This window comes from Rhodoferax sp. RT4P68 (genome assembly GCF_056521305.1).
In genome coordinates this window covers 149,306-171,918 of sequence record NZ_JBWMBB010000009.1, presented here as the reverse complement: position 1 = coordinate 171,918, position 22,613 = coordinate 149,306, and the positions used below count along the sequence as shown (strand labels likewise).

28 protein-coding genes, 1 tRNA gene and 2 pseudogenes are annotated in these 22,613 nt (G+C 65.7%); 19 read left to right on the top strand and 12 right to left on the bottom strand.

Translation table 11 applies throughout. The features are described 5' to 3' along the window. Nucleotides 1–31 precede the first annotated feature (31 nt). On the bottom strand, nucleotides 32–514 hold the full coding sequence (gene nudB / locus AC099J_RS19875) for a dihydroneopterin triphosphate diphosphatase (RefSeq protein WP_479616998.1): 483 nt from the start codon (nucleotides 512–514) through the stop codon (nucleotides 32–34). Nucleotides 515–703: 189 nt separating this feature from the next. Here nudB and AC099J_RS19870 point away from each other — a divergent pair, with 189 nt between their 5' ends. Beyond that, nucleotides 704–1,681 carry a GMP reductase gene (locus AC099J_RS19870; protein WP_479616997.1) on the top strand — a complete coding sequence of 326 codons (978 nt, stop codon included), beginning with the start codon at nucleotides 704–706 and terminating at the stop codon, nucleotides 1,679–1,681. A 21-nt stretch (nucleotides 1,682–1,702) separates the two neighbouring features. Here AC099J_RS19870 and AC099J_RS19865 read toward each other — a convergent pair whose 3' ends face one another. Beyond that, the gene (locus AC099J_RS19865; RefSeq protein ID WP_479616996.1) at nucleotides 1,703–2,617 is read right to left on the bottom strand and encodes a PfkB family carbohydrate kinase; all 915 of its coding nucleotides are present in this window, start codon (nucleotides 2,615–2,617) and stop codon (nucleotides 1,703–1,705) included. Between the two features lie 179 nt (nucleotides 2,618–2,796). On the opposite strand from AC099J_RS19865, the gene AC099J_RS19860 reads away from it, so the two are divergent. The 3 genes and pseudogenes from AC099J_RS19860 (at nucleotide 2,797) to AC099J_RS19850 (ending at nucleotide 4,003) form a co-directional block, all read left to right on the top strand. Continuing rightward, a tRNA-Lys gene (locus tag AC099J_RS19860) sits at nucleotides 2,797–2,872 on the top strand. Between the two features lie 392 nt (nucleotides 2,873–3,264). Beyond that, nucleotides 3,265–3,854: pseudogene (locus tag AC099J_RS19855) on the top strand (transposase); the annotation flags it as partial. Then, a complete protein-coding gene (locus AC099J_RS19850) occupies nucleotides 3,851–4,003 on the top strand; it encodes a hypothetical protein (RefSeq protein WP_479616995.1) in 153 nt (50 codons plus the stop codon). The pseudogene AC099J_RS19855 and the gene AC099J_RS19850, both read left to right, overlap by 4 nt. A gap of 259 nt (nucleotides 4,004–4,262) precedes the next feature. On the opposite strand, the gene AC099J_RS19845 is transcribed toward AC099J_RS19850, so the two are convergent. The 4 genes from AC099J_RS19845 to AC099J_RS19830 all read right to left on the bottom strand — a co-directional run bounded on the left by AC099J_RS19845 (nucleotide 4,263) and on the right by AC099J_RS19830 (nucleotide 6,842). Further along, entirely contained in the window at nucleotides 4,263–5,243 is a 981-nt protein-coding gene (locus tag AC099J_RS19845; protein WP_479616994.1) for a hypothetical protein, read from the bottom strand. A 368-nt stretch (nucleotides 5,244–5,611) separates the two neighbouring features. After that, the gene (locus AC099J_RS19840) at nucleotides 5,612–5,806 is read right to left on the bottom strand and encodes a hypothetical protein (protein WP_479616993.1); all 195 of its coding nucleotides are present in this window, start codon (nucleotides 5,804–5,806) and stop codon (nucleotides 5,612–5,614) included. 29 nt (nucleotides 5,807–5,835) lie between these two features. Beyond that, a complete protein-coding gene (gene traE, locus AC099J_RS19835; RefSeq protein ID WP_479616992.1) occupies nucleotides 5,836–6,561 on the bottom strand; it encodes a type IV conjugative transfer system protein TraE in 726 nt (241 codons plus the stop codon). Next, nucleotides 6,531–6,842 (bottom strand): hypothetical protein, encoded by a 312-nt coding sequence (locus tag AC099J_RS19830; RefSeq protein ID WP_479616991.1) that lies wholly within the window; start codon nucleotides 6,840–6,842, stop codon nucleotides 6,531–6,533. Before AC099J_RS19830 ends, traE begins: the two co-directional genes overlap by 31 nt. A gap of 1,017 nt (nucleotides 6,843–7,859) precedes the next feature. On the opposite strand from AC099J_RS19830, the gene AC099J_RS19825 reads away from it, so the two are divergent. The 3 genes from AC099J_RS19825 (at nucleotide 7,860) to AC099J_RS19815 (ending at nucleotide 10,747) form a co-directional block, all read left to right on the top strand. Continuing rightward, on the top strand, nucleotides 7,860–8,711 hold the full coding sequence (locus tag AC099J_RS19825) for a spermidine synthase (protein WP_479616990.1): 852 nt from the start codon (nucleotides 7,860–7,862) through the stop codon (nucleotides 8,709–8,711). Nucleotides 8,712–9,708: 997 nt separating this feature from the next. Next, on the top strand, nucleotides 9,709–9,978 hold the full coding sequence (locus AC099J_RS19820) for a hypothetical protein (RefSeq protein ID WP_479616989.1): 270 nt from the start codon (nucleotides 9,709–9,711) through the stop codon (nucleotides 9,976–9,978). Between the two features lie 346 nt (nucleotides 9,979–10,324). Beyond that, nucleotides 10,325–10,747, top strand: a complete 423-nt coding sequence (locus AC099J_RS19815; RefSeq protein ID WP_479616988.1) for a hypothetical protein — start codon at nucleotides 10,325–10,327, stop codon at nucleotides 10,745–10,747. On the opposite strand, the gene AC099J_RS19810 is transcribed toward AC099J_RS19815, so the two are convergent. Beyond that, the gene (locus AC099J_RS19810) at nucleotides 10,735–11,166 is read right to left on the bottom strand and encodes a phosphotransferase family protein (RefSeq protein WP_479616987.1); all 432 of its coding nucleotides are present in this window, start codon (nucleotides 11,164–11,166) and stop codon (nucleotides 10,735–10,737) included. The genes AC099J_RS19815 and AC099J_RS19810 overlap by 13 nt on opposite strands. A gap of 89 nt (nucleotides 11,167–11,255) precedes the next feature. Here AC099J_RS19810 and AC099J_RS19805 point away from each other — a divergent pair, with 89 nt between their 5' ends. Continuing rightward, nucleotides 11,256–11,522, top strand: coding sequence for an antitoxin (locus AC099J_RS19805; protein ID WP_479616986.1), 267 nt, complete (start codon nucleotides 11,256–11,258; stop codon nucleotides 11,520–11,522). A gap of 259 nt (nucleotides 11,523–11,781) precedes the next feature. Here AC099J_RS19805 and AC099J_RS19800 read toward each other — a convergent pair whose 3' ends face one another. Next, nucleotides 11,782–12,453: a LysR substrate-binding domain-containing protein gene (locus tag AC099J_RS19800; protein WP_479616985.1), complete on the bottom strand. Its 672-nt coding sequence runs from the start codon at nucleotides 12,451–12,453 to the stop codon at nucleotides 11,782–11,784. Here AC099J_RS19800 and AC099J_RS19795 point away from each other — a divergent pair. Further along, nucleotides 12,420–12,920, top strand: a complete 501-nt coding sequence (locus AC099J_RS19795; RefSeq protein WP_479616984.1) for a peptidase dimerization domain-containing protein — start codon at nucleotides 12,420–12,422, stop codon at nucleotides 12,918–12,920. The two genes, AC099J_RS19800 and AC099J_RS19795, sit on opposite strands and share 34 nt — an antisense overlap. On the opposite strand, the gene AC099J_RS19790 is transcribed toward AC099J_RS19795, so the two are convergent. Then, entirely contained in the window at nucleotides 12,917–13,189 is a 273-nt protein-coding gene (locus tag AC099J_RS19790) for a hypothetical protein (protein ID WP_479616983.1), read from the bottom strand. The genes AC099J_RS19795 and AC099J_RS19790 overlap by 4 nt on opposite strands. Nucleotides 13,190–13,651: 462 nt before the next feature. On the opposite strand from AC099J_RS19790, the gene AC099J_RS19785 reads away from it, so the two are divergent. Beyond that, nucleotides 13,652–13,903 (top strand): DUF4113 domain-containing protein, encoded by a 252-nt coding sequence (locus tag AC099J_RS19785; protein ID WP_479616982.1) that lies wholly within the window; start codon nucleotides 13,652–13,654, stop codon nucleotides 13,901–13,903. Nucleotides 13,904–13,958: 55 nt separating this feature from the next. Beyond that, complete coding sequence (locus AC099J_RS19780; protein ID WP_479616981.1) at nucleotides 13,959–14,105, top strand: hypothetical protein; 147 nt, start codon at nucleotides 13,959–13,961, stop codon at nucleotides 14,103–14,105. A gap of 53 nt (nucleotides 14,106–14,158) precedes the next feature. Here AC099J_RS19780 and AC099J_RS19775 read toward each other — a convergent pair whose 3' ends face one another. Next, the gene (locus AC099J_RS19775; protein WP_479616980.1) at nucleotides 14,159–14,347 is read right to left on the bottom strand and encodes a hypothetical protein; all 189 of its coding nucleotides are present in this window, start codon (nucleotides 14,345–14,347) and stop codon (nucleotides 14,159–14,161) included. Between the two features lie 415 nt (nucleotides 14,348–14,762). After that, the gene (locus AC099J_RS19770; RefSeq protein WP_479616979.1) at nucleotides 14,763–15,209 is read right to left on the bottom strand and encodes a coiled-coil domain-containing protein; all 447 of its coding nucleotides are present in this window, start codon (nucleotides 15,207–15,209) and stop codon (nucleotides 14,763–14,765) included. A gap of 75 nt (nucleotides 15,210–15,284) precedes the next feature. On the opposite strand from AC099J_RS19770, the gene AC099J_RS19765 reads away from it, so the two are divergent. The 8 genes and pseudogenes from AC099J_RS19765 to AC099J_RS19730 form a co-directional block, all read left to right on the top strand. Continuing rightward, entirely contained in the window at nucleotides 15,285–15,809 is a 525-nt protein-coding gene (locus tag AC099J_RS19765) for a winged helix-turn-helix domain-containing protein (protein WP_479616978.1), read from the top strand. Beyond that, nucleotides 15,727–16,350, top strand: a complete 624-nt coding sequence (locus tag AC099J_RS19760; protein WP_479617100.1) for an IS630 family transposase — start codon at nucleotides 15,727–15,729, stop codon at nucleotides 16,348–16,350. The genes AC099J_RS19765 and AC099J_RS19760 overlap by 83 nt, the downstream gene beginning before the upstream one ends. Nucleotides 16,351–16,874: 524 nt before the next feature. After that, complete coding sequence (locus AC099J_RS19755; RefSeq protein ID WP_479616977.1) at nucleotides 16,875–17,279, top strand: FAD-dependent oxidoreductase; 405 nt, start codon at nucleotides 16,875–16,877, stop codon at nucleotides 17,277–17,279. A 16-nt stretch (nucleotides 17,280–17,295) separates the two neighbouring features. Continuing rightward, nucleotides 17,296–18,078, top strand: a complete 783-nt coding sequence (locus AC099J_RS19750) for an FAD-dependent monooxygenase (RefSeq protein ID WP_479616976.1) — start codon at nucleotides 17,296–17,298, stop codon at nucleotides 18,076–18,078. Between the two features lie 277 nt (nucleotides 18,079–18,355). Continuing rightward, nucleotides 18,356–18,598 (top strand): hypothetical protein, encoded by a 243-nt coding sequence (locus tag AC099J_RS19745; RefSeq protein ID WP_479616975.1) that lies wholly within the window; start codon nucleotides 18,356–18,358, stop codon nucleotides 18,596–18,598. Nucleotides 18,599–18,882: 284 nt separating this feature from the next. Further along, nucleotides 18,883–19,170, top strand: coding sequence for a hypothetical protein (locus AC099J_RS19740; RefSeq protein ID WP_479616974.1), 288 nt, complete (start codon nucleotides 18,883–18,885; stop codon nucleotides 19,168–19,170). 78 nt (nucleotides 19,171–19,248) lie between these two features. Continuing rightward, entirely contained in the window at nucleotides 19,249–19,455 is a 207-nt protein-coding gene (locus AC099J_RS19735; RefSeq protein WP_479617099.1) for a DUF7673 family protein, read from the top strand. A 423-nt stretch (nucleotides 19,456–19,878) separates the two neighbouring features. Continuing rightward, a pseudogene (locus AC099J_RS19730) lies at nucleotides 19,879–20,350 on the top strand (tyrosine-type recombinase/integrase); the annotation flags it as partial. Between the two features lie 147 nt (nucleotides 20,351–20,497). Here the strand turns inward: AC099J_RS19730 and fusA are convergent. Next, nucleotides 20,498–22,558 carry an elongation factor G gene (gene fusA / locus AC099J_RS19725; RefSeq protein ID WP_479616973.1) on the bottom strand — a complete coding sequence of 687 codons (2,061 nt, stop codon included), beginning with the start codon at nucleotides 22,556–22,558 and terminating at the stop codon, nucleotides 20,498–20,500. Nucleotides 22,559–22,613 lie beyond the last annotated feature (55 nt).

Genomic DNA, 22,613 nt, shown 5'->3' with positions numbered 1-22,613 from the left:
GCGAAGCGATGGGCGTGGGGGCGTTTTCACGTCAGCGCCCGCCGGCCACGCGGGGCGCGAAGCGCGGCAGCATCAGGATGGCTTCTGCGTTCGAGCCGGAGAAGCAGGCATCGGCGGCCTCGCGCCAGGGCAGCCATCGAAACGCCGTGTGCTCGCGCGGGCAGAGCCGCACCGGCGTGCCGGCCGGCACCTGCAGGCCGAACACATGCTCTGTGTTGTGCCGCACGCCGGGCGCGTAGCGGCCCAGCCACTGCGGGTAGATCTCGTAGACGTTCTCCAGATGCCAATCCTGCAGCTTGTCGGCCAGCGCGGTGTGCGGGCCGCAGTCGATGCCGGTCTCCTCCATGACCTCGCGCGCGGCGGTGGTGCGGAAGTCTTCGTGCACGCTGTCCTTGCTGCCGGTGACCGACTGCCAGTGCGCGTGCGCGTCGGCCCGGCAGATCAGCAGTACATCGAGCGCGGCGGTGTGGATCACGACCAGCACCGACTGCGGAATCTTGTAGGGCCTGTGCATTGCGGCCGGATTCTAGGACTGCCGGTATGGGCATGGCGCCGCAGCACCGGGCCCTCTCGCGCGCTCGATAGAATCAATCACCGGGCCCAAGCCATTGCAGCCCGGTTTTTTGTGCCCGTTCGCGGCGCAGACAGCCGGCTCAGTCCAAGCGCTCAATCGTTGTTCAACCATTGATGAAAGCTGGATGCCATGGAAATCTTCGACTACGACAACGTGCTGCTGCTGCCGCGCAAGTGCCGCGTGCAGAGCCGCTCCGAATGCGACGCCAGCGTCGAGCTGGGCGGTCGCAGTTTCCGCATCCCGGTGGTGCCGGCCAACATGAAGACGGTGGTGGATGAGACCACGTGCCTGTGGATGGCGCAGCACGGCTACTTCTACGTGATGCACCGCTTCGACCTGGACAACGTGGCCTTTGTGCGCCGCATGCACGGCGAGGGTGTGTTCGCCTCGATCTCGCTGGGCGTGAAGCAACCCGACTACGACACGGTGGACCAGCTGGCCCGTCTTGGCCTGGTGCCCGAGTACATCACCATCGACATCGCCCATGGCCATGCCGACAGCGTGAAGGACATGATTGCGCACCTGAAGCACATGTTGCCCGCGTCGTTCGTGATCGCCGGCAACGTGGGCACGCCCGAGGCCATCATCGACCTGGAGAACTGGGGCGCGGACGCGACCAAGGTCGGCGTCGGCCCAGGCAAGGTCTGCATCACCAAGCTCAAGACCGGGTTCGGCACGGGCGGCTGGCAGCTGTCGGCGCTGAAGTGGTGCGCGCGCGTGGCGACCAAACCCATCATTGCGGACGGTGGCATCCGTGACCACGGCGACATCGCCAAGAGCATCCGCTTCGGCGCCTCGATGGTCATGATCGGCTCGCTGTTCGCCGGCCACGAAGAGTCGCCGGGCAAGACGGTGGAAGTCGACGGCCAGCTGTTCAAGGAGTATTACGGCTCGGCCAGCGACTTCAACAAGGGTGAGTACCGTCACGTGGAGGGCAAACGCATCCTGGAGCCGATCAAGGGCCATCTTGCCGACACGCTGGTGGAGATGGAGCAGGACGTGCAGAGCTCCATCAGCTATGCCGGCGGCAAGCGGCTGATGGACATCCGCAAGGTGAACTACGTGATCCTGGGTGGCGACAACGCCGGCGAACATCTGCTGATGTAGCGCGTCGCCGCAGCGCAGGCGTCAGCGCTGCTGGCGCAGAAAGGCCTCGAGTTCCGCGAGATCCGGCCCGTGCGCCACGCCACCGGCCCGCTGGCACTTGATGGCCGCCGCCGCGCTGGCAAAACGCAGCGCGTCGACATCGGGCCTCCCTTGCGCCAGCGCCAAGGCCAGCGCGGCGTGGAACACATCGCCCGCGCCATTGGTGTCGACGGCCCGCACTCGGAACGCCGGCAGCGACTGCACCTCGCCGCCGGGCCGCAGCCAGCGCACGCCCTTGGCGCCCAGCGTGACGACTGCCACGCGCGCGCCGGCCTGCAAGGCCGCGGCCAGCCCATGCGCCATGTCGCCATCGGGCGCGAAGGCGGCCAGGCCTGACTCGGAGAACACCGCCCAATCGGCCAGCGCCGTCAGCGCCTGCAGGTCAGCGCGCGGCGACAGGTCGCCGTCGAACACCGACAGCACGCCGGTCTGGCGCGCCCATGCCAGTGCGGCGCGCGCGCCGGGCATCCAGCGAGGATCGGCCATCAGCACATCGCAGCCTTGCAGGACGGCGACATCGAGCGGGGCCGCGCGCGCCAAGGCATCTCCGCGGTGGTTGAAGATCTGCCGCTCACCATGCGCATCGATCACCACGGCCGATACCGACGAGGCCGCGCCCGGGACCCGCTGCAACTGGCGGCAGTCCACGCCATGCGCCTGCAGCCGGCCGACCAGGAAGCTGCCCGCGTCGTCATCGCCGATGGCGCCATGCAATCGCACCTGTGCGCCCAACCGCGCCGCCGCGATCGAGGCATTGGCCGCCATGCCACCGGAGATGGCGCGGTAGTGCTGTGCTGCGGTCTTGGTGGGGTGGGGCGGGAACGCCTCGATGGTGAAGCAGTGGTCCAGCGCCGCGTGCCCGACAGTGCAGATGTTCCAGATGCGCTGCTCCCCCATGTCGACTTCCTCTCGTTCGCGCGTGCTTCGTTGTAGTGGCGCCATATTGACGCTGAATATTGCCATCGTATTAGCAAATGGCCAAATAGATCGGATATAGTCGTGGGCTCCAAGCAAAACTGCCATGCAATGGCGGTGTTGTGAGGATCCAAGTAGGTCGGCAACTTGCCGGCTTGCAAGGGCTCTTAGCTCAGTTGGTAGAGCAGCGGACTCTTAATCCGTAGGTCGAGTGTTCGAGTCACTCAGGGCCCACCAAAATTTAAGAATGAAATCAAGCACTTAGGCCGAGAGTCCTAGGTGCTTTTTTCTTGCGTGGGCCTTGCGTGTCCGCCGTGCTCCATCCGTGCCCCAGAAATCTTTTTTGCGTAGTGACTGCCAGCACCGGATTCCCTGCCCGAGCTATTGCGTTCGCAGATTCGCACGTGCGGGACGGATGTCAGGGATGTGGGGTGGAAGACCCTGCAGATCCCGTTGCCCATTCTTTAAGCACCAATGAGACGGCGGTCAAACTGGCGGGGGTTGATGCAGCTCGGATGAGCTGCCAGCGCAGGCGTAGAAGTCCCGGGAAGTGGTGTAAGTCTTCATCGCGTAGCAGGCCGAGGAGGGCGTAACCCGCAGCGGCATGCCGCGCGGCCGCCGCTCCTTGAGGAGTGGCCATCGTGATTCCGGATAGGGTTGAGGTGCGAATATCAACCTTGGTCCTGAAGTCCACATGGCAGCGCTGCCGCGCGCACTTCATGCGCGACGACCTGGCGCACGCCGGCAAGACCCAGCGGCGCGTGGTCTCGGTGGCCATCGGCACCGTGTTCATGCAGGAGTCAGCCGAGGCAGCACGGGCGCAACGGAGGTCGTGGCCGATCAGCTCAGAGACAAGTTCCCCAAGCTCGGCGCGCTGATGGGCGAGGCGGAGAAGGATGTGCTGGGCTTCCTGACCTACCCGCGTGCGCACTGGACGCAGATCTACAGCACCAACCCGCCGGAGCGGCTGAACGCGTACATCAAGCGGCGCACGAACGTGGTGGGCGTCTTCCCCAACGACGCGTCCATCGTGCGGCTGGTCGGCGCCATGATGCTGGAGCAGAACGATGAGTGGGCACTCAACCGGCGCTACATGCAGCTTGAACGCTTGCAGACCCTGAGCGACACTGCACCGACCCGGCTGCCCGCTGTGGCGCGCTGGTACCGTGCGTCTCAGCTCTGTACGGACTGTGGACTTACACCACGGTCTGAGACATGACCAACGCAATCGCAGAATATTCGTTAAGCGGAGGGCCACCGCTGGCGCTGCCCGGGGTCGCAAGATTGCTTTCGAAGACCGGCCAGTTCAGCATCGCCGGAGTCTCGCTTCGCATGGCGGGTATCCAAGATGGCAAGCGCCGGGTTTGAACGGGTATGGGGGGCTGTGGGGCGCGAAATGGGCCCCGCTCTTGCCGGCGTCATTGGCGTTCATGCGCAGGCGCCGGCGTCACCCTTGCAAGCCCGCCACAGTCATCAATGAAGGACTGTCAAAGGCCGAGATAGCGTGACAGCCAATTCGTTTCTATGGCCACGGGCAGCTTCACGGCATCTCGTCTGGCCACGCTCGTGCCGTAGGTGCACCAGAAGGCCTGGAAAGCGCGTGACCGAGGCACGGGCCGTGCAGCCGCTACAGGACGATGTCCTCCTCCTTGTCGGAAAGCAGCACGTACCGTCCTGGGCCTTCTGCGTGCACGAAACCCCTCAGTCGGCTCACCTTCGATCCAGTGGACAGCTTCAGGCCTGTGGGCTGATACAGGAAGGCAGTCGACGGTCCACCGCTATGGTCGCTGAACGTGATCCGATTGCGCGTCAGCCGTTCAACTCCAGACCGACGGGCTGGCGGCTCGGACCGTTCTGCGCTCTCGACCTTGAGGTTCGTGAACTCGACCCAAGAGGCGTCAAGCCCCTTGTGGATCAGGAGTGGTGACTTCGCTGTCGGCAACTGCGCGCAGTTGATGGGCAACGGCGGCGGTGCGCTGTGGGGTACCTCCATCTGTTTGTGAATCTCCATCCAACCTTCATCGACGACTGTGACCGACCCGTGGAGGTCATTGATAACACCGCCAGCACAAAGTACTTTTTGCCAGCGTGGATAAGGGGCCTCAATGGTCTTGGCAGTCTGTACCCAAATGCCGGTCCACGGCCCTCCTATGTGGTGATTGAGCACAACGAGATTGCGGTCATGGATGCCGCCATTGCAGCCGGTGCAGCAAGCTACGCTCACATGTACGCGTGACAGCTTCGAAGCAAAGGGAAACTGATCCGACAGCTGCAGCGCTCTGAGTTCGGTTGGGTCCTTGACCCCATGCACGAACGCCGGCGTTTCAACGACGATGGCCTTGCCCCCTGCCTTTCCCAGGGCGTCACCATGAATGCGTATCGAGTCGATCGTGACGCCTGGGTTTCGCGCAGAGGCCATCTTGATGGTCAATCTTCGACCATTTTGCTTGTCGACAGCAAGCCCAGTTACTCGCCGCCCAGTCGAGCAGACAGCTTGGAGGCCTCTGGCGGACTGGAGTGAGAAATCCTCATCGAAGAGGACGACGACCTGAGCGTCGTTCAATGGAAAGGCGGCTTTGGCTTTGAGGACGGTCGTTGATCGCGGCATGACTGGAATCCTTCAGCAACTAGATGTGAATCGACATTGGGTCTGACGAGAGTGCTGGGGGTCGGAGGATCGCTGCTGGCTACCCTTTCGACTTCTGGTGACTGTCGCCGATCCGTGTCCGCCGAGCAAGACCAGCCCACCGGACTTCGTGCCAGCACCGCCGCGACAACCGGACCCTGGCATCCCTTGCTGAGCGACCGACGGACCCGGTTGCCCAGTGGGGCGAAGCAGCCAGTTGTAGGTGGCGGTGGCCGACGACACGAACAGGTTGATGCGCCGCGTGCCGTTGCCGACGGGCCGCAGGTAGACCTCGCCCTTGTCGCGGTCGCAGGCGACGATGACGTCGCGGGCCGGGTTGGTCGGCGCGCTCAGGCTGGCGGCAGGGCACTGCCGGGCGCTCTGGTAGGAAGGGCTGGCCCCGGTGCCGCGCTCGGTGGCCCGCAATGGCTGGAGTGGATGTTGCCGAACACTTCGTTGATCGGCATGCCCTCGATGCGCAGGCGCGTCGGCTCCTTCGTCGACACGAAGGCTTCGGCCGCCACCCCATCGCTGGCCTTGACCATCTGCAGCGCCGGGGCCGGCGGGCCTTAGGCTAGACCGGTGATGGCCAGGATCCGCAGAGCCGAGAAACGCAGCAGCGGCCCACGGGTCCTGCGCTCGGCTGGGGCAGGCCGTTGGGTGAACCTGGGATCCGACCCGCGTCCGCCTGGAGCGGCGTGGCGGTCGCACGTGCGGTGCGTTCGCCCAAAGACTCACTTGACCGCATAGGGCACCTCCTGGAGGCCGACGAGGTGCATGCGCGCGCCGGCATGGCCGAATTCGATGCGGTAGGCCTTGAGGTCATTGCCAGTCTCGTGGCCATCGACGAGGGGCGCAGCCGACTCCGCACGAGCAGGCTCTGGGCGTCTTCGCTGGCCACCAGTTGCTGCGGTGCAAAGGCTGTGGTGGCGATGATGCGCTTCAGGCGTTCGGCCTCGACCTCCTGGCGCGTCTTGAGCGCGCCGTACTGGGCCGGGTCCACGTAGCCCAGCAGCATGTCCTTCTTCCAGTCGATGGTGCTGGGCGTGACGTCCAGCACCAGCCAGGCGACGAAGCTGCCCATCTGCTCCAGGTACTCGCTCGACGCCCGGCCACTGTCGACCCAGAAGCTCTTGTGCAGCGTAGGCGGCACGACCACCGTGCGCACCGTGCCGAGCAGGGCCAGGATCACAGCCAGTGCGATCAACTGGCATGCGGCCAAGGCGCCGACCGCCAGGCCCAGCTCCTGGTTGCGCCGGCGCAGATCCTTCAAGTCGCCGCTGAGTCGCTCGAAGTCCATGGGTGCTCCGATCTCAGATCTTCCTGCTGGCACAGCGCGACGCGGGCCGTGGTCAACTGGTCGACCTGGAACTTGGGGTGCGGGTGCCGGTCCAGGGGGGAGCACTGCAGGTCATGCAGTTGCTCGAACTGCAGGTGCCACAGCGACTCGCGGCGGCGGACCGTGGTCGGCGAGCGCAGAACCAATTCCATGCCCATGAAGCCGAAGATGCGCTCTGCCGCGTCGGGCCGCGCGAACACGAGGGCGACGCGGGCGCTGAGCAGGTCCGGGATGCGGAACATCGGTGCGACGTTGTCGCCGCAGCAGGGTGTAGAGCCATTCGTGCTCTTCAATCCACAGTCGGGTCTCGACGACCCCTTGGGTGTCCGCAGGGCACGGCCCCCGCGCGCGGGGGAAGGGGGCTGGGCGACAGGGCGTGGAGCATGGCGTCGGTCCTTCGGCCCGCGGATGGCAGGGGGCATGGTGCAGCGCATGGGACGGACGATAGGGCCGGCGGCGGCTGGATGGCGCGGGTCACTGGGGGGTGATTTGGGGGATTTCGGGGTTGTGGGAGGGCGGCTGGAGGAGGGGACCATGACGGGGCAAGACCAGATTGCCACGTCCCCCCCGGCCCTGGCCGACGCCACCGCCAGGCGCTACGTGCAGGCCGATCCATGCGCCAGAGCTTCACACCCGACCAAGGCCAGGAGATGCGCCGCCACCGGCCTGCCGCTGCGACCGCACGGCCCTTGGCAGCACGTCACCTGCGACAACACCCACGGCTGCTGCGCCAGGGACCTGCCCTCAGGGTACCGATTGGAGCGCGGGCGGGGACGGCCACCACGGGTTGACGGGTTACGCGCGCGCTCTTCGCTTTAGACTGCAGCGGTGCCCGTCGGCTTGTCCGGGCCGTTTCCCGTGCGGCGTGGTCAGACGCGCGCCCGGCGATGTCGACAGCGCGTGTGGGTCGCGGGCCGATCACCTCGGCAGAAAGGAGCGTGGATGGTGCTGAATGCCGCGGTGAGTCGGTGCCGCAAACGCCGAAGGACAGATCAGCTGCTGCCGTTGTTCCCGCGCTGGACTGTCGGTGATCCGGTCCCGTCTGGCGCGTTCCCTGTGGCCTCGCAGGATCACTCCATCGCCACGCGTGTGCAAGAGGATGCACCAGCATCCGGGATCTCCATCCGGAGTGTGACACCCACCGGGCTGCCACAGGTCGGTGCCATGATGCCGGCATCAGGTTTGCGTTGCACGACTGGCATCGCGTGACGGCGGTACCGTCAGCCTGCACCGTGTCGGAGACCCGCCACCCATTCCCGGTGACCCGGCGCCGTCTGCTCTGCGTCAGCGGCGCTCTTGCCGTGGCAGCGCCAGCGCTCGGCGCATACGGCGCGACACCGTCGCGCACCCTGCATCCCGGCTGGACCGGCGCGCGTGTCATTGAAGAGCGGGAGACCCAGTTTGGGCGGATCGCCGTGCTCGAGAAGGGACGCACGCGGTACCTCGCCTACGGCCCGGGAACTCAGTTTGTGTACCAGTCGGCGGTCGATCTGGACCGCCCACACGCGCTGGCGGCGCCCTACATGCGGTTGATGATGCTCGGCGTGGTCTACGCACAGCCCTATGCCCGCATCGTGCACGTCGGTGTCGGCGCCGGCAACATGGCGGGGTACACGATCCGGACGTTCCCGGACGCGGCGGTGCATGCCATCGACATCGATCGTGATGTCCTTGAACTGGGCGCCCGGTACTTCGGACTGTCGCCGCATCCTCGCCTCCACGTTCACGTGGACGACGGCAGGCGGTGGCTCGAACGGTCGAACGACGTGTTCGATCTCATCATGCTCGACGCCTACGACGCCGCGTCAATTCCGGCGCCGCTCACAGGCGCCGATTTTTTCCGGGTTGTCGTGGCTCGCCTGGCACCCTGGGGCGTTGTCATGCAAAACGTCTACACACCGCAGGTCGACCAGCGCCAGCTGCGGTCCGCCATCAGCGCGTCCTTCGACCAGATCGACGTGTACCGCGCCGGGCGCAACGACGTGCTGGCAGCCTATCGCGGCCCGCGGAGGTCCGCTGAGGAGCTCAGGCTGCGCGCACGCAGGCTTGACGAGGCCCTGCGGCCGCTGCACGCACTCGAGAAACTGCTCGCGTTGCGCGTCCCTGACTGACACCCGGCGGCAGCCTGCAGAGTCGGCATGCCGTGCGCCCTGGGACCCCTGTGCTGTTGGCCGCGCGCGCTCGGCACGGCCGGTTTGGCTTGGCTTGGCGGCCGCTGCTGCGTTGGTGCGCCTCCGACGCTGCTCCAGCAAGCCACCAGGTCCGTCGCGCTTGGAGCAGCGGGCCGTCTCGTGCTTGGACCATGCCAGTGGTCGACGGCGGATTGGCGGTGTCGGCGTCCTGCCAGCCAGCCTGTGCTGGAACGTTGTTCCGAGGCGGGTCAACGGCGTTGGCGGCTGGCTCAAACTTCGCAACGTCGCCTGCAGCCAATCCGATCGGATTGCGCCTGCACGATCGCCTCTGCATCATGCGCGAGCGGGCAGCGAAACGCGCGCACCGCGGCGCCCCGGACGCCGGTCAACAGTGCGGTGACGCCTCTTGTCCCGACCAGCGCCGTCCCGCTGAGGCGCGGCGCGCAGGACCACAAACGCCAGCAGGCCCGAGGCTGCGAACCTGACGCCGGCCCCCGGTGCCTGGCAACAGCATCATCCGCGAGGGCCGAGGCCGGTGGCGAGAGCCTGATGGACGCCGGGGGATGCGGTCCCGACCCTGTCTTGCTCGGTTCGCAGCCATTCGGTTGGCGCGTCCACGCCAGCAACGCCGAGCTGATGCCAAGGTCCAGCGGATGAAGGGCAGCGGGGCCGGTTGCTGGCCGTGCCAAGCGCAAGGCGGCGGCGACCGGAATCCATGCCTATGGCATCGGCGATCGCACCGCCGCCCGACCGGAAGGTGGCATGCTCCGCAGCCTGGGTTTCCTTGGATGCGAATCCGTTCCCCGTTCCCGAAGATCCCATCGGCAACGTCCCAGGCCGGAGATACCGCGACGGGCTGCATGGTCCAGGCCGGCTTCTCGTCGGACAGGGCAACCGCTGGCCTGCCAGCCGCAGCCTGTGCGGGTGACACGCGCTATCGTTCACATCAGAAAACGAAGGAGGCCTTACGGTGCGAATGTCCACGGTTAAGCCCTCTGCCGATGCCGAACAGGAACTTGCTCGGCTTCGGCAGGCTTTGGAGCTGACGACGCTAAAGAACACGGAGGCTATCGCAGCGCTCGCGAATGGCTACGCGTCGATGTCTGCGCACTTCATCGCGCTGCTGGCCAATTTCGATGCTTTGGAAGCACGCGTTGCACAGCTCGAAAAGGTGGCAGGCGTCGGGACGTCGTCGGCCCGGACTTCTGCCAGCACCCGACAAGTCATGGACGCAGACACGCCGTGACGCGTGCACGCGCCCACGCGTGTTGGCCACGCGCGCGCCGCTGGCGAGCGCCAGGCACTCGGTTCATTGCCTCCTTTGCGGCGCAGCCAGGCGCTCACTGCGGCCGGTCGGCTTGACGCTGCCGCACTGCGGACGGTGGGCCGTGCGAGCGAAGCTCGCGTTGTGCAGGGCGTGCCGGGCTATGTGCTGCAAGGCGCGTAGTGTCGCCTCAGCGGTTTCGGCAGTGCAATCGGCCGGAGCCCGTGCGCTGTGACCTTGCTTGTCGGACTTCACGGCGCTGCACTGCACGCACAAATTGGCAGTCAGGCCGACGATGATCCGCATTTGGCCTTAGCAGCCGGGCGATGTGCCCGCGAGGGCGGAGCATGGCCTGGCGGGCGCGCGGAATTTCGCGGAGTTTCGCGCGCCATGTGCCGTCGAGGAGCTGTCCACGCTGGGCCACCCGTTGGCTGGTTTCGCTTACCACTGCATCGGCTGGCACATCCTGGCCACCTTGTGGCGCGGCATTGGCGGCCTGGAACTCGCGGCTCTCCGCATTGCGGACGAACCGCGCTACATCGCCGCCTATGCCCAGGTCACCGGCTGCGACCCCCGCGCGCACTGGGATTTCTACATGGCCTACAAAGGATCGGGCAGCGGGGACGGAACCGCTGCGGCGGCCGACGCAATGGACACCGCGCAAGGCCGAGCCGCTAGCCGATATCGGCTGGGAACGTGCCTTGCGCTCTGTAGTGGCTCGGTCGGTGTTGCCTCGCATCAGTGGCACTGATCGCCCTGGGCCGGCCCAACCTCCCCGCCGGAACGGTTCGCGAGAATCCTGCATCGTTCCGGCACGCCGATGACGGTTGGTTCGGTGGGGTGGAAGATCAGGTTGTCGAGCCGGCAGTCGCCGTGCACCAGCGTGGTCTCGTTTGCCAGGCGAGTGTGCTCTGGCAGGCAGTCCATCAAGCGGCGCATGGCATCACCCATGGGCAGGGTCGACGCCATGCTCTGGCGCGACAGCGCGCGATCTGCCGCGCAAAGTAGTCGCCCGGCCAGCCGTAGCCAGCGACGAGCAGAGCGTGTGACCTCGGTGGGCGACAGCGCAATCGCGCCGTTGTGGTCGGCCAAGACGCATAAGCTGCGCGTGCCCAACAGCGAGCCGACCACGCCGCGGTCGACATGCGTGCCCTTGCGCGTGTTCGTCACGGCGCCGCCCCGCACACGTCGGCAAACCTCGGACCTTGATCTTTCTTGACTCACGGAATAGCCTCTGATCTATGCCATTCGAGCCCCGCGTGACCCAGACCGCAAAACTCTTCACCAACGGCCGCAGCCAGGCCGTGCGGTTGCCTGCAGCCTTTCGCTTCGACACCAAGGAAGTGTTCATCCGACAGGACAAGAAGACCGGAGATGTGATCCTGTCGCGCAAGCCCACCACGTGGGACGGGTTCTTCACGGCATTGCAGGCTGTCGACATCCCTGAGGCCTTCCTGAGCGAAGCGGAGCGTGCCCAAGGTAGCCATGACCGCGATCCGTTGGAGGGCTGGCACGGGTGCCTGTAGTGACGCACTACATGCTCGACACCAACACCGTCAGCCATCTGCTCAAGAAACACCTTGTGGTTGCTCGTCGAGTGGTCGCGACGCCGATCACTTCCTTGTGCATCTCAGCCATCACCCAGGGTTAGCTGCTGTTCGGTCTGGCCAAGCGGCCCGACGCCACCGCGCTCCACGCGGCGGTTCGTGAGTTCCTCCGGCGGGTTGATGTCTTGCCCTGGGACGCGGCTACGTCTGAAATCTACGGACCCGCCCGAGCCGCCACTCAACGCGAGGGCAGGGTGCTCGCGCCAATGGATCTTCTGATCGGTTCACACGCTCTGAGCACGCCGAGCGCATCGCCGATCGCGGCTGGCGCGCAGGGACTGGCCAAGGCGGTCAGGGCGCTGACCAGTTGCTCGATGGCCGAAGCGCACGGGCGGTACGCCGGCCGGTAGATGCCCACTTCGGCACGAAAGGGGTGGTCCAACGGGCGGCTCGCGAGATGAGCGCCAGCGAACGCTCTGGCACTGAGGCTTTCGATGACGGCCACGCCCAGCCCAGCTTCCACCATGCGGCAGGCGCTGCGGGAGGAATCGACGCGGATGCGCACGTGCACAGGCGCCTCGTCCCAATGCAGCGTGCCGGGGTCTGAATGCACGAGTTCGGGGAGCTTCAGGCCGATCACGGGGTAGGGCGCCAGATCCGCGGGCGCCACGATCCGGTGGACCGCGAGCGGGTGGTCCCCTGGCATCAAGCATTCCAGGTGCAGCGACATCAACGGCCGGTAGCGCAGCGCGTCGTTGTTGCGCACCTTCAGTGCGATCCCCAGGTCGACCTGCTGGGTCTCCACCCATTCCAGCACCTGCGCCGTGTTGCCGGTTTCCATGGTGCACAGCAGTTCCGATCGTTCGCCGAAAGCCCGTGCCAGCGCTTGTGGGAACAGCAGGTCAGCCACTGCCGGGATACAGCCTGTGGACCCTGCGTGAGCGGCCCGTCCCGCTGGACGAAGGCCTGCTGGCGGCGATGGCGCAGGCGCGCACCGTGTCCGAGGAGGAGGGCGGAGCGGGCGAGTTCGACAACCTGCGCCACGTGACCGTCAACCTCGGCGCGTTCGAGGCGGGAACCGTGCCCAACTTGGTGCCAGGCTTTGCGCAGGCGCTGGTGGACATCCAATATTCCCCGGGCCTGACCGGCGCCGACCTGCGGGCCTGGGTCGCGCAGGCCCTGAGCCCGCACGAGCGGCTGCGCTGGGAGGTGCTGCCGGGCAGCGAAACCGACCCGGCGCTGACCCCGCACGACCACCGGCTGGTGCAGATGTCCGTGCGCCACGTGCTCCGGTTGGCAGCACCGGATGCGGTCGCCAACATGCGTGTGGGATTAACCGATGCGCGCCTGTTCCGCGTGCACATTTTCACCGGCTAGACGAGCGTCAGATTGCCATGAATATCAGCCACGAATGGCTGCGTCACATCCGTGCGGAGAACAGTCACTACGCCATGGAAGGCGTAGGGCGGCCTCTTGTACACCCCAAGCTTGTCGTAGTCGCCAGAAGCCTGCATCTCCTCAATTAGCGAACGCATCACGACAGGATGCATCACGAGCACCGCTGCCTCCGGCGAACGCGTCCTTCGACTGTTCACCCGGTCAATCGCGTCAGCGAACGCTCTGACAAAGCCCATCGTGTAGTTCATGGTGTCGCCGTCGGTATGTAATTGATGATAGCGCTTGGTCGACCAGGACAGTGGAGGATGGCCAGACGCCATGCGAGCCATCGGGCGTCGAGGATGCGGAGCCGCCCACGCGACGAACATAGCAAACACAGCGGGGAGACCTGACGGACGCGGTCAGCAAGTCTCAGCGCGAGCCTCTGAAAAGCTGCGCAAGCAGGCGCGCAACGCGGGCCATGTCCTTGTGTCATCCACACCAGCCCCTTCAAGCAGCAGGACAGCCGCTATCGCGCTCCATCACGGTGCCACTGCGTCGGCCGGCCGACACCGCGCTGGTCACGACCTCCGCGGTACGCGGCTTGCAAGCGATTTCACACCCGGGTATCGGTTTGCGAAAGCGGGCGTCGTGCTGCTGGACCTACAAACCGCGGCGGTAGAACAAGGCAGGTGGGACTGGACGACGCAGGCAAGGACAGGGGCCCGCTCATGTCAGCCTTGGACGCGATCAACACACGGCACGGGTGCCGCACCGTGATGCTGGCCGGCGCGGGAACGGCAGGCGAGGCGCGCATCTGGTCGATGCGCCAGGATCTGCGAACGCCGACTACACGACGCGCTGGACAGATCTTCCCGTCGCGCGAGCGTGAAAGCTCGCGCGTACGATCCCGCCCATTTGTTACTCACCCCAGGTCGAATCCAGCCACCGGCGCTATATGCGCGAACCAGGGGCGCGCTTGATCTTCCCGGCCTATCAGCAGCCCTTCCTAGCGCGAATGCGGGCACGAAGTCCAAGGTGCCGCGCGCCATCGAGACTGCCTTCTCGGCTGGTAACGGCGCCGAGGAACGTGTGATCGCCGAGCTGATCCGCGAACACCGAGAAGCCGAAACGGTCCGGTTGGAGCAGGAGCTGTTCGCGCAGCGAGCACCTAGCCGACGCTGATTGATGACCAGACGCGTTCCACCTGGGGAACGGCCGCCACGGCCATCGCCTGATCACGGTTTGACGATACGGGCTTCGACACAGCGGATCAGTGGCTGTTGCCCGTCTCTCGCCTCTCTGATGACCAGTGCAACCCGTTCACATTCGTCGTGCGCTGCGAAGGTGGCCAGTACGGCAGTTGCCTGTCCGCTGTAGACGGCGCTGCCAACGTTGATCAGCAGCCAAACGAGGATGGTTTCCATGGTGCTGGAAAGTGTAACGGTCCGGCGCCGGGCCGGTATCTCGCCCAGACCGTGCGACAACCGCCGGGGCGGCGGGTGCTCCTTGTGTTGTAGCAGGACGTTTCTGCGCCGATGTAGGCTCGCCACTCTCAGCGAGAAGGAAGCTTCGACTAGTTGAAGGAATTAGTTAACGTATCCCGTTCATGCCGCGGTCGCCAAGACGATCCAGTAACCTTCAACCAGGACTCGCTCCGAGACATTGGGACGGCGGGAGGTGGCAGTCCAAGGCGTGCGGCGGAAGCAGCGAAAGTGAGACTTTTCAACTGGCCGGAGCTATTCGAGCGGGCACACGCGAGCGCGATAGCCACGTTTCCAGGTCATCCCTGGGCAGAGAGGTGGACGATTCGCGCGATCTGGTCGGTGTACCGACGCACGTTCAACGCACGTCCAGGAACAGCGTGGCAATGTCGGTGCTGTTCATTAGGTTCTGCATGTCGCTTTGCGCCAAGGCCAAGTCATCGCGCTTAGATTGAAGCTCCCCGTTGAGCGTTTGCATTTCCTCGTTCATCGACTGCGACTCTTCCTTCGAAGTGGTCAGTTCTTCGTTGGCCGACTGCAGTTCTTCATTGGTCGATTGCAGTTCCTCGTTAGCCGCCTGCAGTTCCTCCGCCGAGGTGGCCATCTCCTGTCGCAACGCGTGTATTTCGTCCTTCCAGCGTTGGAGTTCCTCGGCGGTGACTGGGTCGACTGCGCCAGCTTTGCCGCGCCTGCGCTTCGCAGGCTGGATAACATCACGGAAGATCATCACCAGTCCGGCCAGAGACTTCGGCTCCCGCATCGCCTTGATCGGCACGTCGACCGTGGACTGTGCGTCGTCGCCCAATCGCAAGCCTCTCATACCAATTTGCGTTCAATAATTTAGATATGATGTCCGTCCACGTACTTCAAGGAGTCGTGGATGATGAATCTGATCAATGGCGACAAGGCGACGGTGGCGCGCTTGGCGGAGCGGCTCAAGCAAGCCAATAGCCACTCGGAGTACCAACGCATCCAGTGCGTTCTGATCCGAGCCACCTTGGGCAGTTCGGCGGCCGAGATTGCGCATCTGCTGGGCTGGTCGACGGCCACAGTGCATGTCTTGCACTCGCGGTTTGCCAAGGAGGGAGATGCCATCTTCGAGCTTCGAGGCAGAGGCGGCAGACGCCATCAGCACCTCAGCGCAGACCGGGAGCAGGCCCTGCTCGCGCCTTTCGTGGAACGAGCCCAGGCCGGCGGAATGTTGACGGTCGCGGAGATCCAGCTTGCCTACCAGGAGCAGGTGGGCAAGGCAGTGGCGCCCTCGACGATCTACCGGCTCCTTGACCGTCACGGCTGGCGCAAGGTCGTGCCCCGCCCCAGGCATCCCAAGGCTGACGTCGCGGCACAGGCCGCCTTTAAAAAAACTTCGCCGCCAGGTACGCCGAGAGGTCGCGCGCCAGGCTGAGCAGGGCCGCACGGTGCGGCTGATGTTCCAGGACGAAGGACGATTCGGGCTGCTGGGCACTCCGCGGCGTTGCTGGGCGCCACACAACACGCGCCCTGTGGTCGGTGCGCGACTGGAGCGCAAGTACATCTATGCCTTCAGCGCGGTCAGCCCGCATGACGGCGTCATGGACAGCCTCGTCCTGCCGTGGGTAAACGCCGAGACGATGTCGTTGTTCCTGGCCGAGGTTGCCGAGCGTCATGCCGAGCAATTCATCATGATGGTCATGGACCAAGCCGGCTGGCACCTGGCCGGTGACTTGGCGGTGCCAGCCAACATGCGGCTGATCTACCTGCCGCCCTACAGCCCAGAACTCAATCCAGCCGAGCACCTATGGGAAGCGGTACGCGAAGAGCGCTTTGCCAACCACGTCTTCGCAGACCTTGACGCTGTCGAAGTTGCGCTCGCCCGGGGGCTCGTGTCACTTGAATCCGACCCTGACAGAACCCAATCAATGACAGGGTTCAGCTGGATAACTTCTATATCTTTGAACGCAAGTTAGTATCAGCTCGACGGTGCTGCGCGCCTGCACCACCTGGTGCAGGCCTGCAGCGACCTGCGCCCGTATGGCCGGGCGTGCCATGACATGAATATTCCACTTTGCTTTGCCCGACGCAGGCCCTTCTGGAGATTGAGCGACGGGCTGGCCGGTTGCGACACTTTTGACTCCTTGGGAAGCCGGCTCGGGAGCGGGCGAGGGTTGATGGGAAATTCCGCCGGCCCGGCACTGAGCGCTGACTCGTTGCGCCGATACGGCCTAGTCGCTTCTGCATGAAGGTGTCGGCCCGCCACGCGAACAGTGGCCGCTGCTTTGGGGCTGCGACTTCATCCTGGCAAGAAGCTGCCTACCCCTCGCTACTCTTGGGCGAAAGCAACGTCAGCAGCGCGTCGCCATTTTGTCGTCGTCGATCGGCCTGCTGATCTCAGCGGTGCGCAGGTGAATCAGCCGGTCATCCCCGACCTCGAGCCCGCGCAATCTCTCGGGCGCTGAGCCGCAATGCAGTTCTGGCGCCGCCGCATCGACCCTTGTCGACCACTGACGGCGGTGCCCCACTCGAAAGGACAACCTATGCACCGTCCCCCGCCCCTGACACCGACATCCTCATCGTCGGCGCCGGACCCACTGGCCTCACCCTCGCTGCCGCGTTGCTGCGGCTAGGCATCCGCGCCACCGTCATCGACCGCCAGGCGCAAGGCGCCAACACCTCGCGTGCAGCGGTGATCCACGCCCGCGCGCTGGAGAAGCTGGAGCTGCTGGGCGTGACGCCGCACTTGTTGTTGCGTGGCATCCAGGCGCATCGCTTCACGATCCGAGATCGCGACCGGGTGCTGGTGCCGATCGACTTTGCACCGCTGCCGGCCGCCTATCCCTACACGCTGACGCTGTCGCAGGCGGTCACTGGAAAAAGTCCTCAACGCCCGGCTCGTTGAACTCGGGGGCGAGGTCTTGCGGCCACGGACTCTGGCCGCGTTGACGCAGAGCGAGGACTGCGTCCATGCCACGCTCGACGACGGCACGATCATTCGTGCCCGCTGGCTGGCGGGCGCCGACGGGGCTCACAGCGTGGTCAGGGAAGCCAGCGGCATCGGCTTCGTCGGAGGAAGTGACAGCGAATCGTTCGTGCTTGCCGACGTGCGGCTTGACGACAACGCCGCCTGGCCCCGGCACGAGGTGATCCTCTTCTTCTCGCCGACAGGCATGCTGGTGCTGGCGCCCTTGCCCGGCGGGGTCCACCGCATCGTCGCCACGGTCGAAGAAGCGCCGGAGCAGCCCGACGCAGCCTATGTGCAGACGCTGCTCGACGCGCGCGGGCCTGCTTCGGCCCGAGCCACTGTGCAGGGCGACGTCCTGTGGAGCTCGCGCTTTCGCCTGCAACACCGCGTGGCCGACGTCTACCGCGTCGGCCGCGTGGTGCTGGCCGGCGACGCCGCGCATGTCCACAGCCCGGCCGGCGGCCAGGGCATGAACGCCGGGATCCTCGACGCGATGAGCCTGACCGCTGCGCTGGCCCGTGCTTTGGGTGGCGATGCCGCCGCGCTCGACGCCTACGGCAACGAGCGGCGCCCAATCGCGCAGCAGATCGTGGCCTTCGCCGACCGACTGACACGCCTGGCAACTCTGCCACGCGGCCTGCGCTCTGCTCGCAACCTGTTGCTGTCGCTGTTGGCGCGACTGCCAGCGATCCGGTGTGCGATGGCTTGGCGGCTGTCAGGGCTGATGTATCGCTGAGGACGGCCGCGGCGCCGCGGCAACGCGGCGCAGCCTTCTCGTTTCATCCGCAATCACCCACCGCCCAGGCGCAACACACAAGCAATCGCCGCGCGGCGAAATACGTCCTGCCGATCAACCCGATTGGCGCCAACCACCAGGCCCTGCCATGACCCAACGCCCAACGTACTGGCCCGCGATCGTGATCTTGGTTGCCGTGCTGCCCGCCAGCGCGGCGCTGCTCGCGCTCGGCGAACCGGGGCCGCTGCTCGGCGTGGTCCTGCTTTAGGAGTGCTCCATGAACCCCTCGGTCTCAACCGCCCTTCCGTGGCACATCCACTGCCGGGCCGCGCTGTCCAACGTACTCCGTCTGGCCCGCACCTCTTTGGCGTCGCGCAGCACCTCGCTGCACGAACTCGATCTGCGCACACTGCGCGACATCGGCTTCGACGTGAGCGACACCAGTGGCGTTAGGGCCGAGCCATACCAGCAAGCAGAGCTGTCCCGACTGCGCATCACAGCCAGAACGCACCATGGGTGAGCCCCCTTTCTGCCATTCGCCAAGCCTGTCCAAGACCTTACCTGAGGGAGTCGCTATGAACACATCCGACAAATTCGCCGCCGCGAAACGCCAGATCTCGCGTGACGCGCGTAGCGCCTTTGCTCCCATGGGCGAAGGCCAAGCCAGTTGGTCGCTTAGACATGGCCGAGCCGACGCGCCGGGCGGGGAATAATTGCGCTCATCATTGGCTTTGACAGCGCAATGGATCTAGCTTGCCACCGCTCAGCCAGCTCATGACTTTCAGAACAACCTTGGAGCACTGTATGTTTGTTGTAAGAGCACTTGCGGCCTCATTGCTTTGTGCCGCATCGGTCTGCGCACTGGCGGTGGATCCCCGAGACCGCGGATTTCTCCGAAAGGGCATGGCGGAAGGCGAGGTTCTGCTGAAGATCGGCAAGCCGGACCACGAGGCGTTTGTGAATAACGTCAAGGGGCAACCGGAGGAAAAGACTTGGACCTACTTCCCGCACTTTCGAGACCCGCAGACGCTGACGATCATCACCCTTCGTTCAGGCGTCGTGGCAAATATTGACCGAAAGATTGCTCGCTAGGTTTGAGTCGGAGCGACCGCGTACGCTGGCGCCTTGATAGACAGATTGCCGAAGGCGGTCGCTGGCAGCTGTCTGCGTGTGGCCGCGGGCGACGAAGCCGTCAGGGACGACATGCTGCTGTGTATCGACGCGCTATGCTGGGACCAGGCAGACCTGCACCGCCTGGTGCGCGACGGCGACCAGCGGGTGAGGGCGGTGATCGACCGGTGGGGCCTGCAGTGGCCCGAGTTCACGATGACCGAGGCGGGCTCGCAGCGCACTGGACAGCGTCGTGTGGGGGCCTGACCGCTCATGCGTGCCGGCGCCAATGGCAACACCGGCAGCGCGTACACGACCGGGTGATGGCCACGCAGCACGACACGCCGGCCGCGCTACTCGCAGCGCACGCTCGCATCCACTTGACCGCCGTGCTGTCGCGGCGCGCGCCATGAACGCGCGCAACGACAACCCGCAGGCCAGCCCGCAGCCGACGAGACCGAAGGGCGCGCGGGGAGGGCAGGGCAAGGGAAGTAGCGCTCCCAGCTGTCGCGGGGATCAAGGCCATGGACCACGGAGCGCATGAAATCCACTGGCCAACGTGCAGCTTGCGCCGCCGGGCGGCTTGCTACAACCACGAGCGCATCAAGCTGGGGCTGCAGGGGCTCATCCCGGTGCAGTATTCGCTGAGAAGCACGGCCTGATCGGCGGAATCGTGACCGTCCGACTTTTGGACAGAAGGCACCGTTCAAGCTGAAAGACATTTGAGCACTGCGCGTTCGCCTTCAAATGGAAGGACGAGTCCGCGAGCTTGCGCTCTTCAGTCTGGGGATTGACAGCGAACTGCGCGGGTGCGACCTCGTTGCTGAAGGTCCGTGACGTGTGCCACGCCGAACAAGTTGCCTTGCGTGCCATCGTCATGCAGCATGAGACGCAGCGCCCGGTCCGGCTCGAGATCACTGCCGCCACCCGGAAGGCTCTGGCGGCCTGGATCAAGCAAGCTGGGTTGAGTTCGGATGACTTCCTGTTCCCCGGCTGGCTCGAATCGCCACACTTAAGGACGCGGCAGTACGCCCGGATTCTCGGCCACTGGGTCGCGGAGCTGGGGTTGGACCGCGCGGACTAGGGGACGCATTCCTTGCGAAGGACGAAAGCGACGCTGTCCTATCGCCGGACGAGGGACCTGCGAGCGGGGCAACTGCTGACGACCCGAGTCGTCGCCAGCAACCGCCTCAAACTGAAGGCCTGCGTGGACTACACACTGGCTTACTCTGGCGGGAAATGATGGGAAACGAGGGGTGTCGGCAGTCGTTGAAATCGAACGTCTGCATCGAACGGCCCTGAGCCTCTCCTAGTCGTCCTCACGCACCCGGTACTGGCCCATCAGCGTCTGCTGGACGGCCGGCGGCACGGCTTCGTAGTGCGACAACGCGATGGTGTAGCGGCCCTGCCCGCTGGTCATCGCATTGAGCCGCGACTGATAACCGGCCAGCTCGGCCTCGGGCACCTGCCCGCCGATGGCCACCGTGCCGGCCACGAGGCCCGAGGTGCCGGTGACCACGCCGCGCCGCGACGACAGGTCGCTCGTGACGTCGCCCACGGAATGTTCGGGCACGGCGATCTCGACTTGGACGATGGGCTCGAGCACGGCCGGCCGGGCCTCGCGAATCGCCGCCATGAAGGCCTTGCGGCCGGCGGTCTCGAAGGCGATGTCCTTGCTGTCCACGCTGTGGTGCTTGCCGTCGTGCACCACGACGCGCACATCGACCACGGGGTAGCCGGCGATCGCGCCGCACGCCAGCACCTCGCGCACGCCCTTCTCGATGGCGGGGATGAATTGGCCCGGGATCGTGCCGCCCCGGACTTCGTCTGCGAACTCGAAGCCCGCGCCGCGCGCGAGCGGCTCGATGCGCAGGAAGACCTCGGCGAACTGGCCGGCGCCGCCGCTCTGCTTCTTGTGGCGGTGGTGGCCCTCGGCCGGCGCGGTCACGGTCTCGCGGTAGGCGATGCGCGGCGGCCGCGTCTGGACCTCGAAGCGGTACACCTCGCGCAGGCGTTCGAGCACGATGCGCAGGTGCAGTTCGCCCAGCCCGTACAGCACCGTCTCGTTGGTCGCGGCCACATGCTCGATGCGCAGGCACGGGTCTTCGGCCGCGAGCTTGCCGAGGATCTCCCAGGCGCGCTGCTCGTCACCATGGCGCCTGGGCTCCACGGCCAGGCCGTACACCGGCACTGGGAACGCCAGCGGCGCGAGATGCACATGGCTGTCCTCCGCCGCATCGTGCAGCACAGCATCGAAATGGATCTCATCGACCTTGGCCACTGCCACGATGTCGCCCGGCACCGCGTGCGACACCTCGACGTGGTCCTTGCCCTGGAGCATGAACAAATGCCCAACCTTGAAGGGCTTGCGGCCGTCGCCGATGTAGAGCTGGCTGTCGCGCGTGACCGTGCCCTGGTGCACGCGCAAGATGCCCATCTTGCCGACATAGGGGTCGATGGTCACCTTGAACACATGCGCCAGCACATGCAGCGTCGGATCGGGCTTGACCTCCATGGGCTTGGCCTCGTCACCCTCGCCCACGATGAAGTCCGGCGGGTTGGCCTCGATCGCGTCGGGCAGCAGCTTGACGATCACGTCCAGCAACTCGGCCACGCCGGCGCCGCTGCGCGACGAGACGAAGCACACCGGGATCAGGTGGCCTTCGCGCAGCGCCTGCTCGAGCGGCGCGTGCAGCTCGGCCGGATCCACGTCGCCCTCCTCGAGGTAGCGGTCGACGAAGGCCGCATCGACCTCGACCACCTGCTCCACCAGGGCGCGGTGCGCCGCTTCGACGGGGCCGAAGTCGGAGCGCCCGAAGCGGTTGAAGAAGCAGTCCACGACCTGCCGGTTGACCCCGTCGGGCAGGTTCAGCGGCAGGCATTCGCGGCCGAAGGTGGCCTGGATGTCGGCCAGCAGGCCCGCCAGCGAGACGCCTTGCGCATCGATCTTGGTGACGATGATCATGCGGGCGAGGTGGCGCGAGGCCGCATACGCCATCATGCGCACCGCCATCGGCTCGATGCCGGCGGCGGCATTGATGACCACCGCCGCCGTCTCGACCGCCTCCAGCGCCGGCAGGCTCTGGCCCAGGAAGTCGGGGCCGCCGGGCGTGTCGATGAAGTGGACGCGCGTGCCGGCATGCGTGAGGTGCATCACCGATGCGTTGAGCGAGTGCTGCATGCGGCGCTCCAGCGGGTCGAAATCGCTGACGGTGCTGCCGCGCTCGATGCTGCCGCACGCGCCGATGGCCCCCGCCTTGTACAGCAGGGCCTCGGCAAGAGAACTCTTGCCGGCGGCCGCGGCACCAACGAACGCAAGCGTTCGCATTACTTGCATGTCGGCCGCGGGTCCGTTCGATCGGCTTGGCATGGCGGGTCTCCTTTGCGCGCCCGGCAGACCGGCCCGGCAGCCCGCAAGGGCTCGG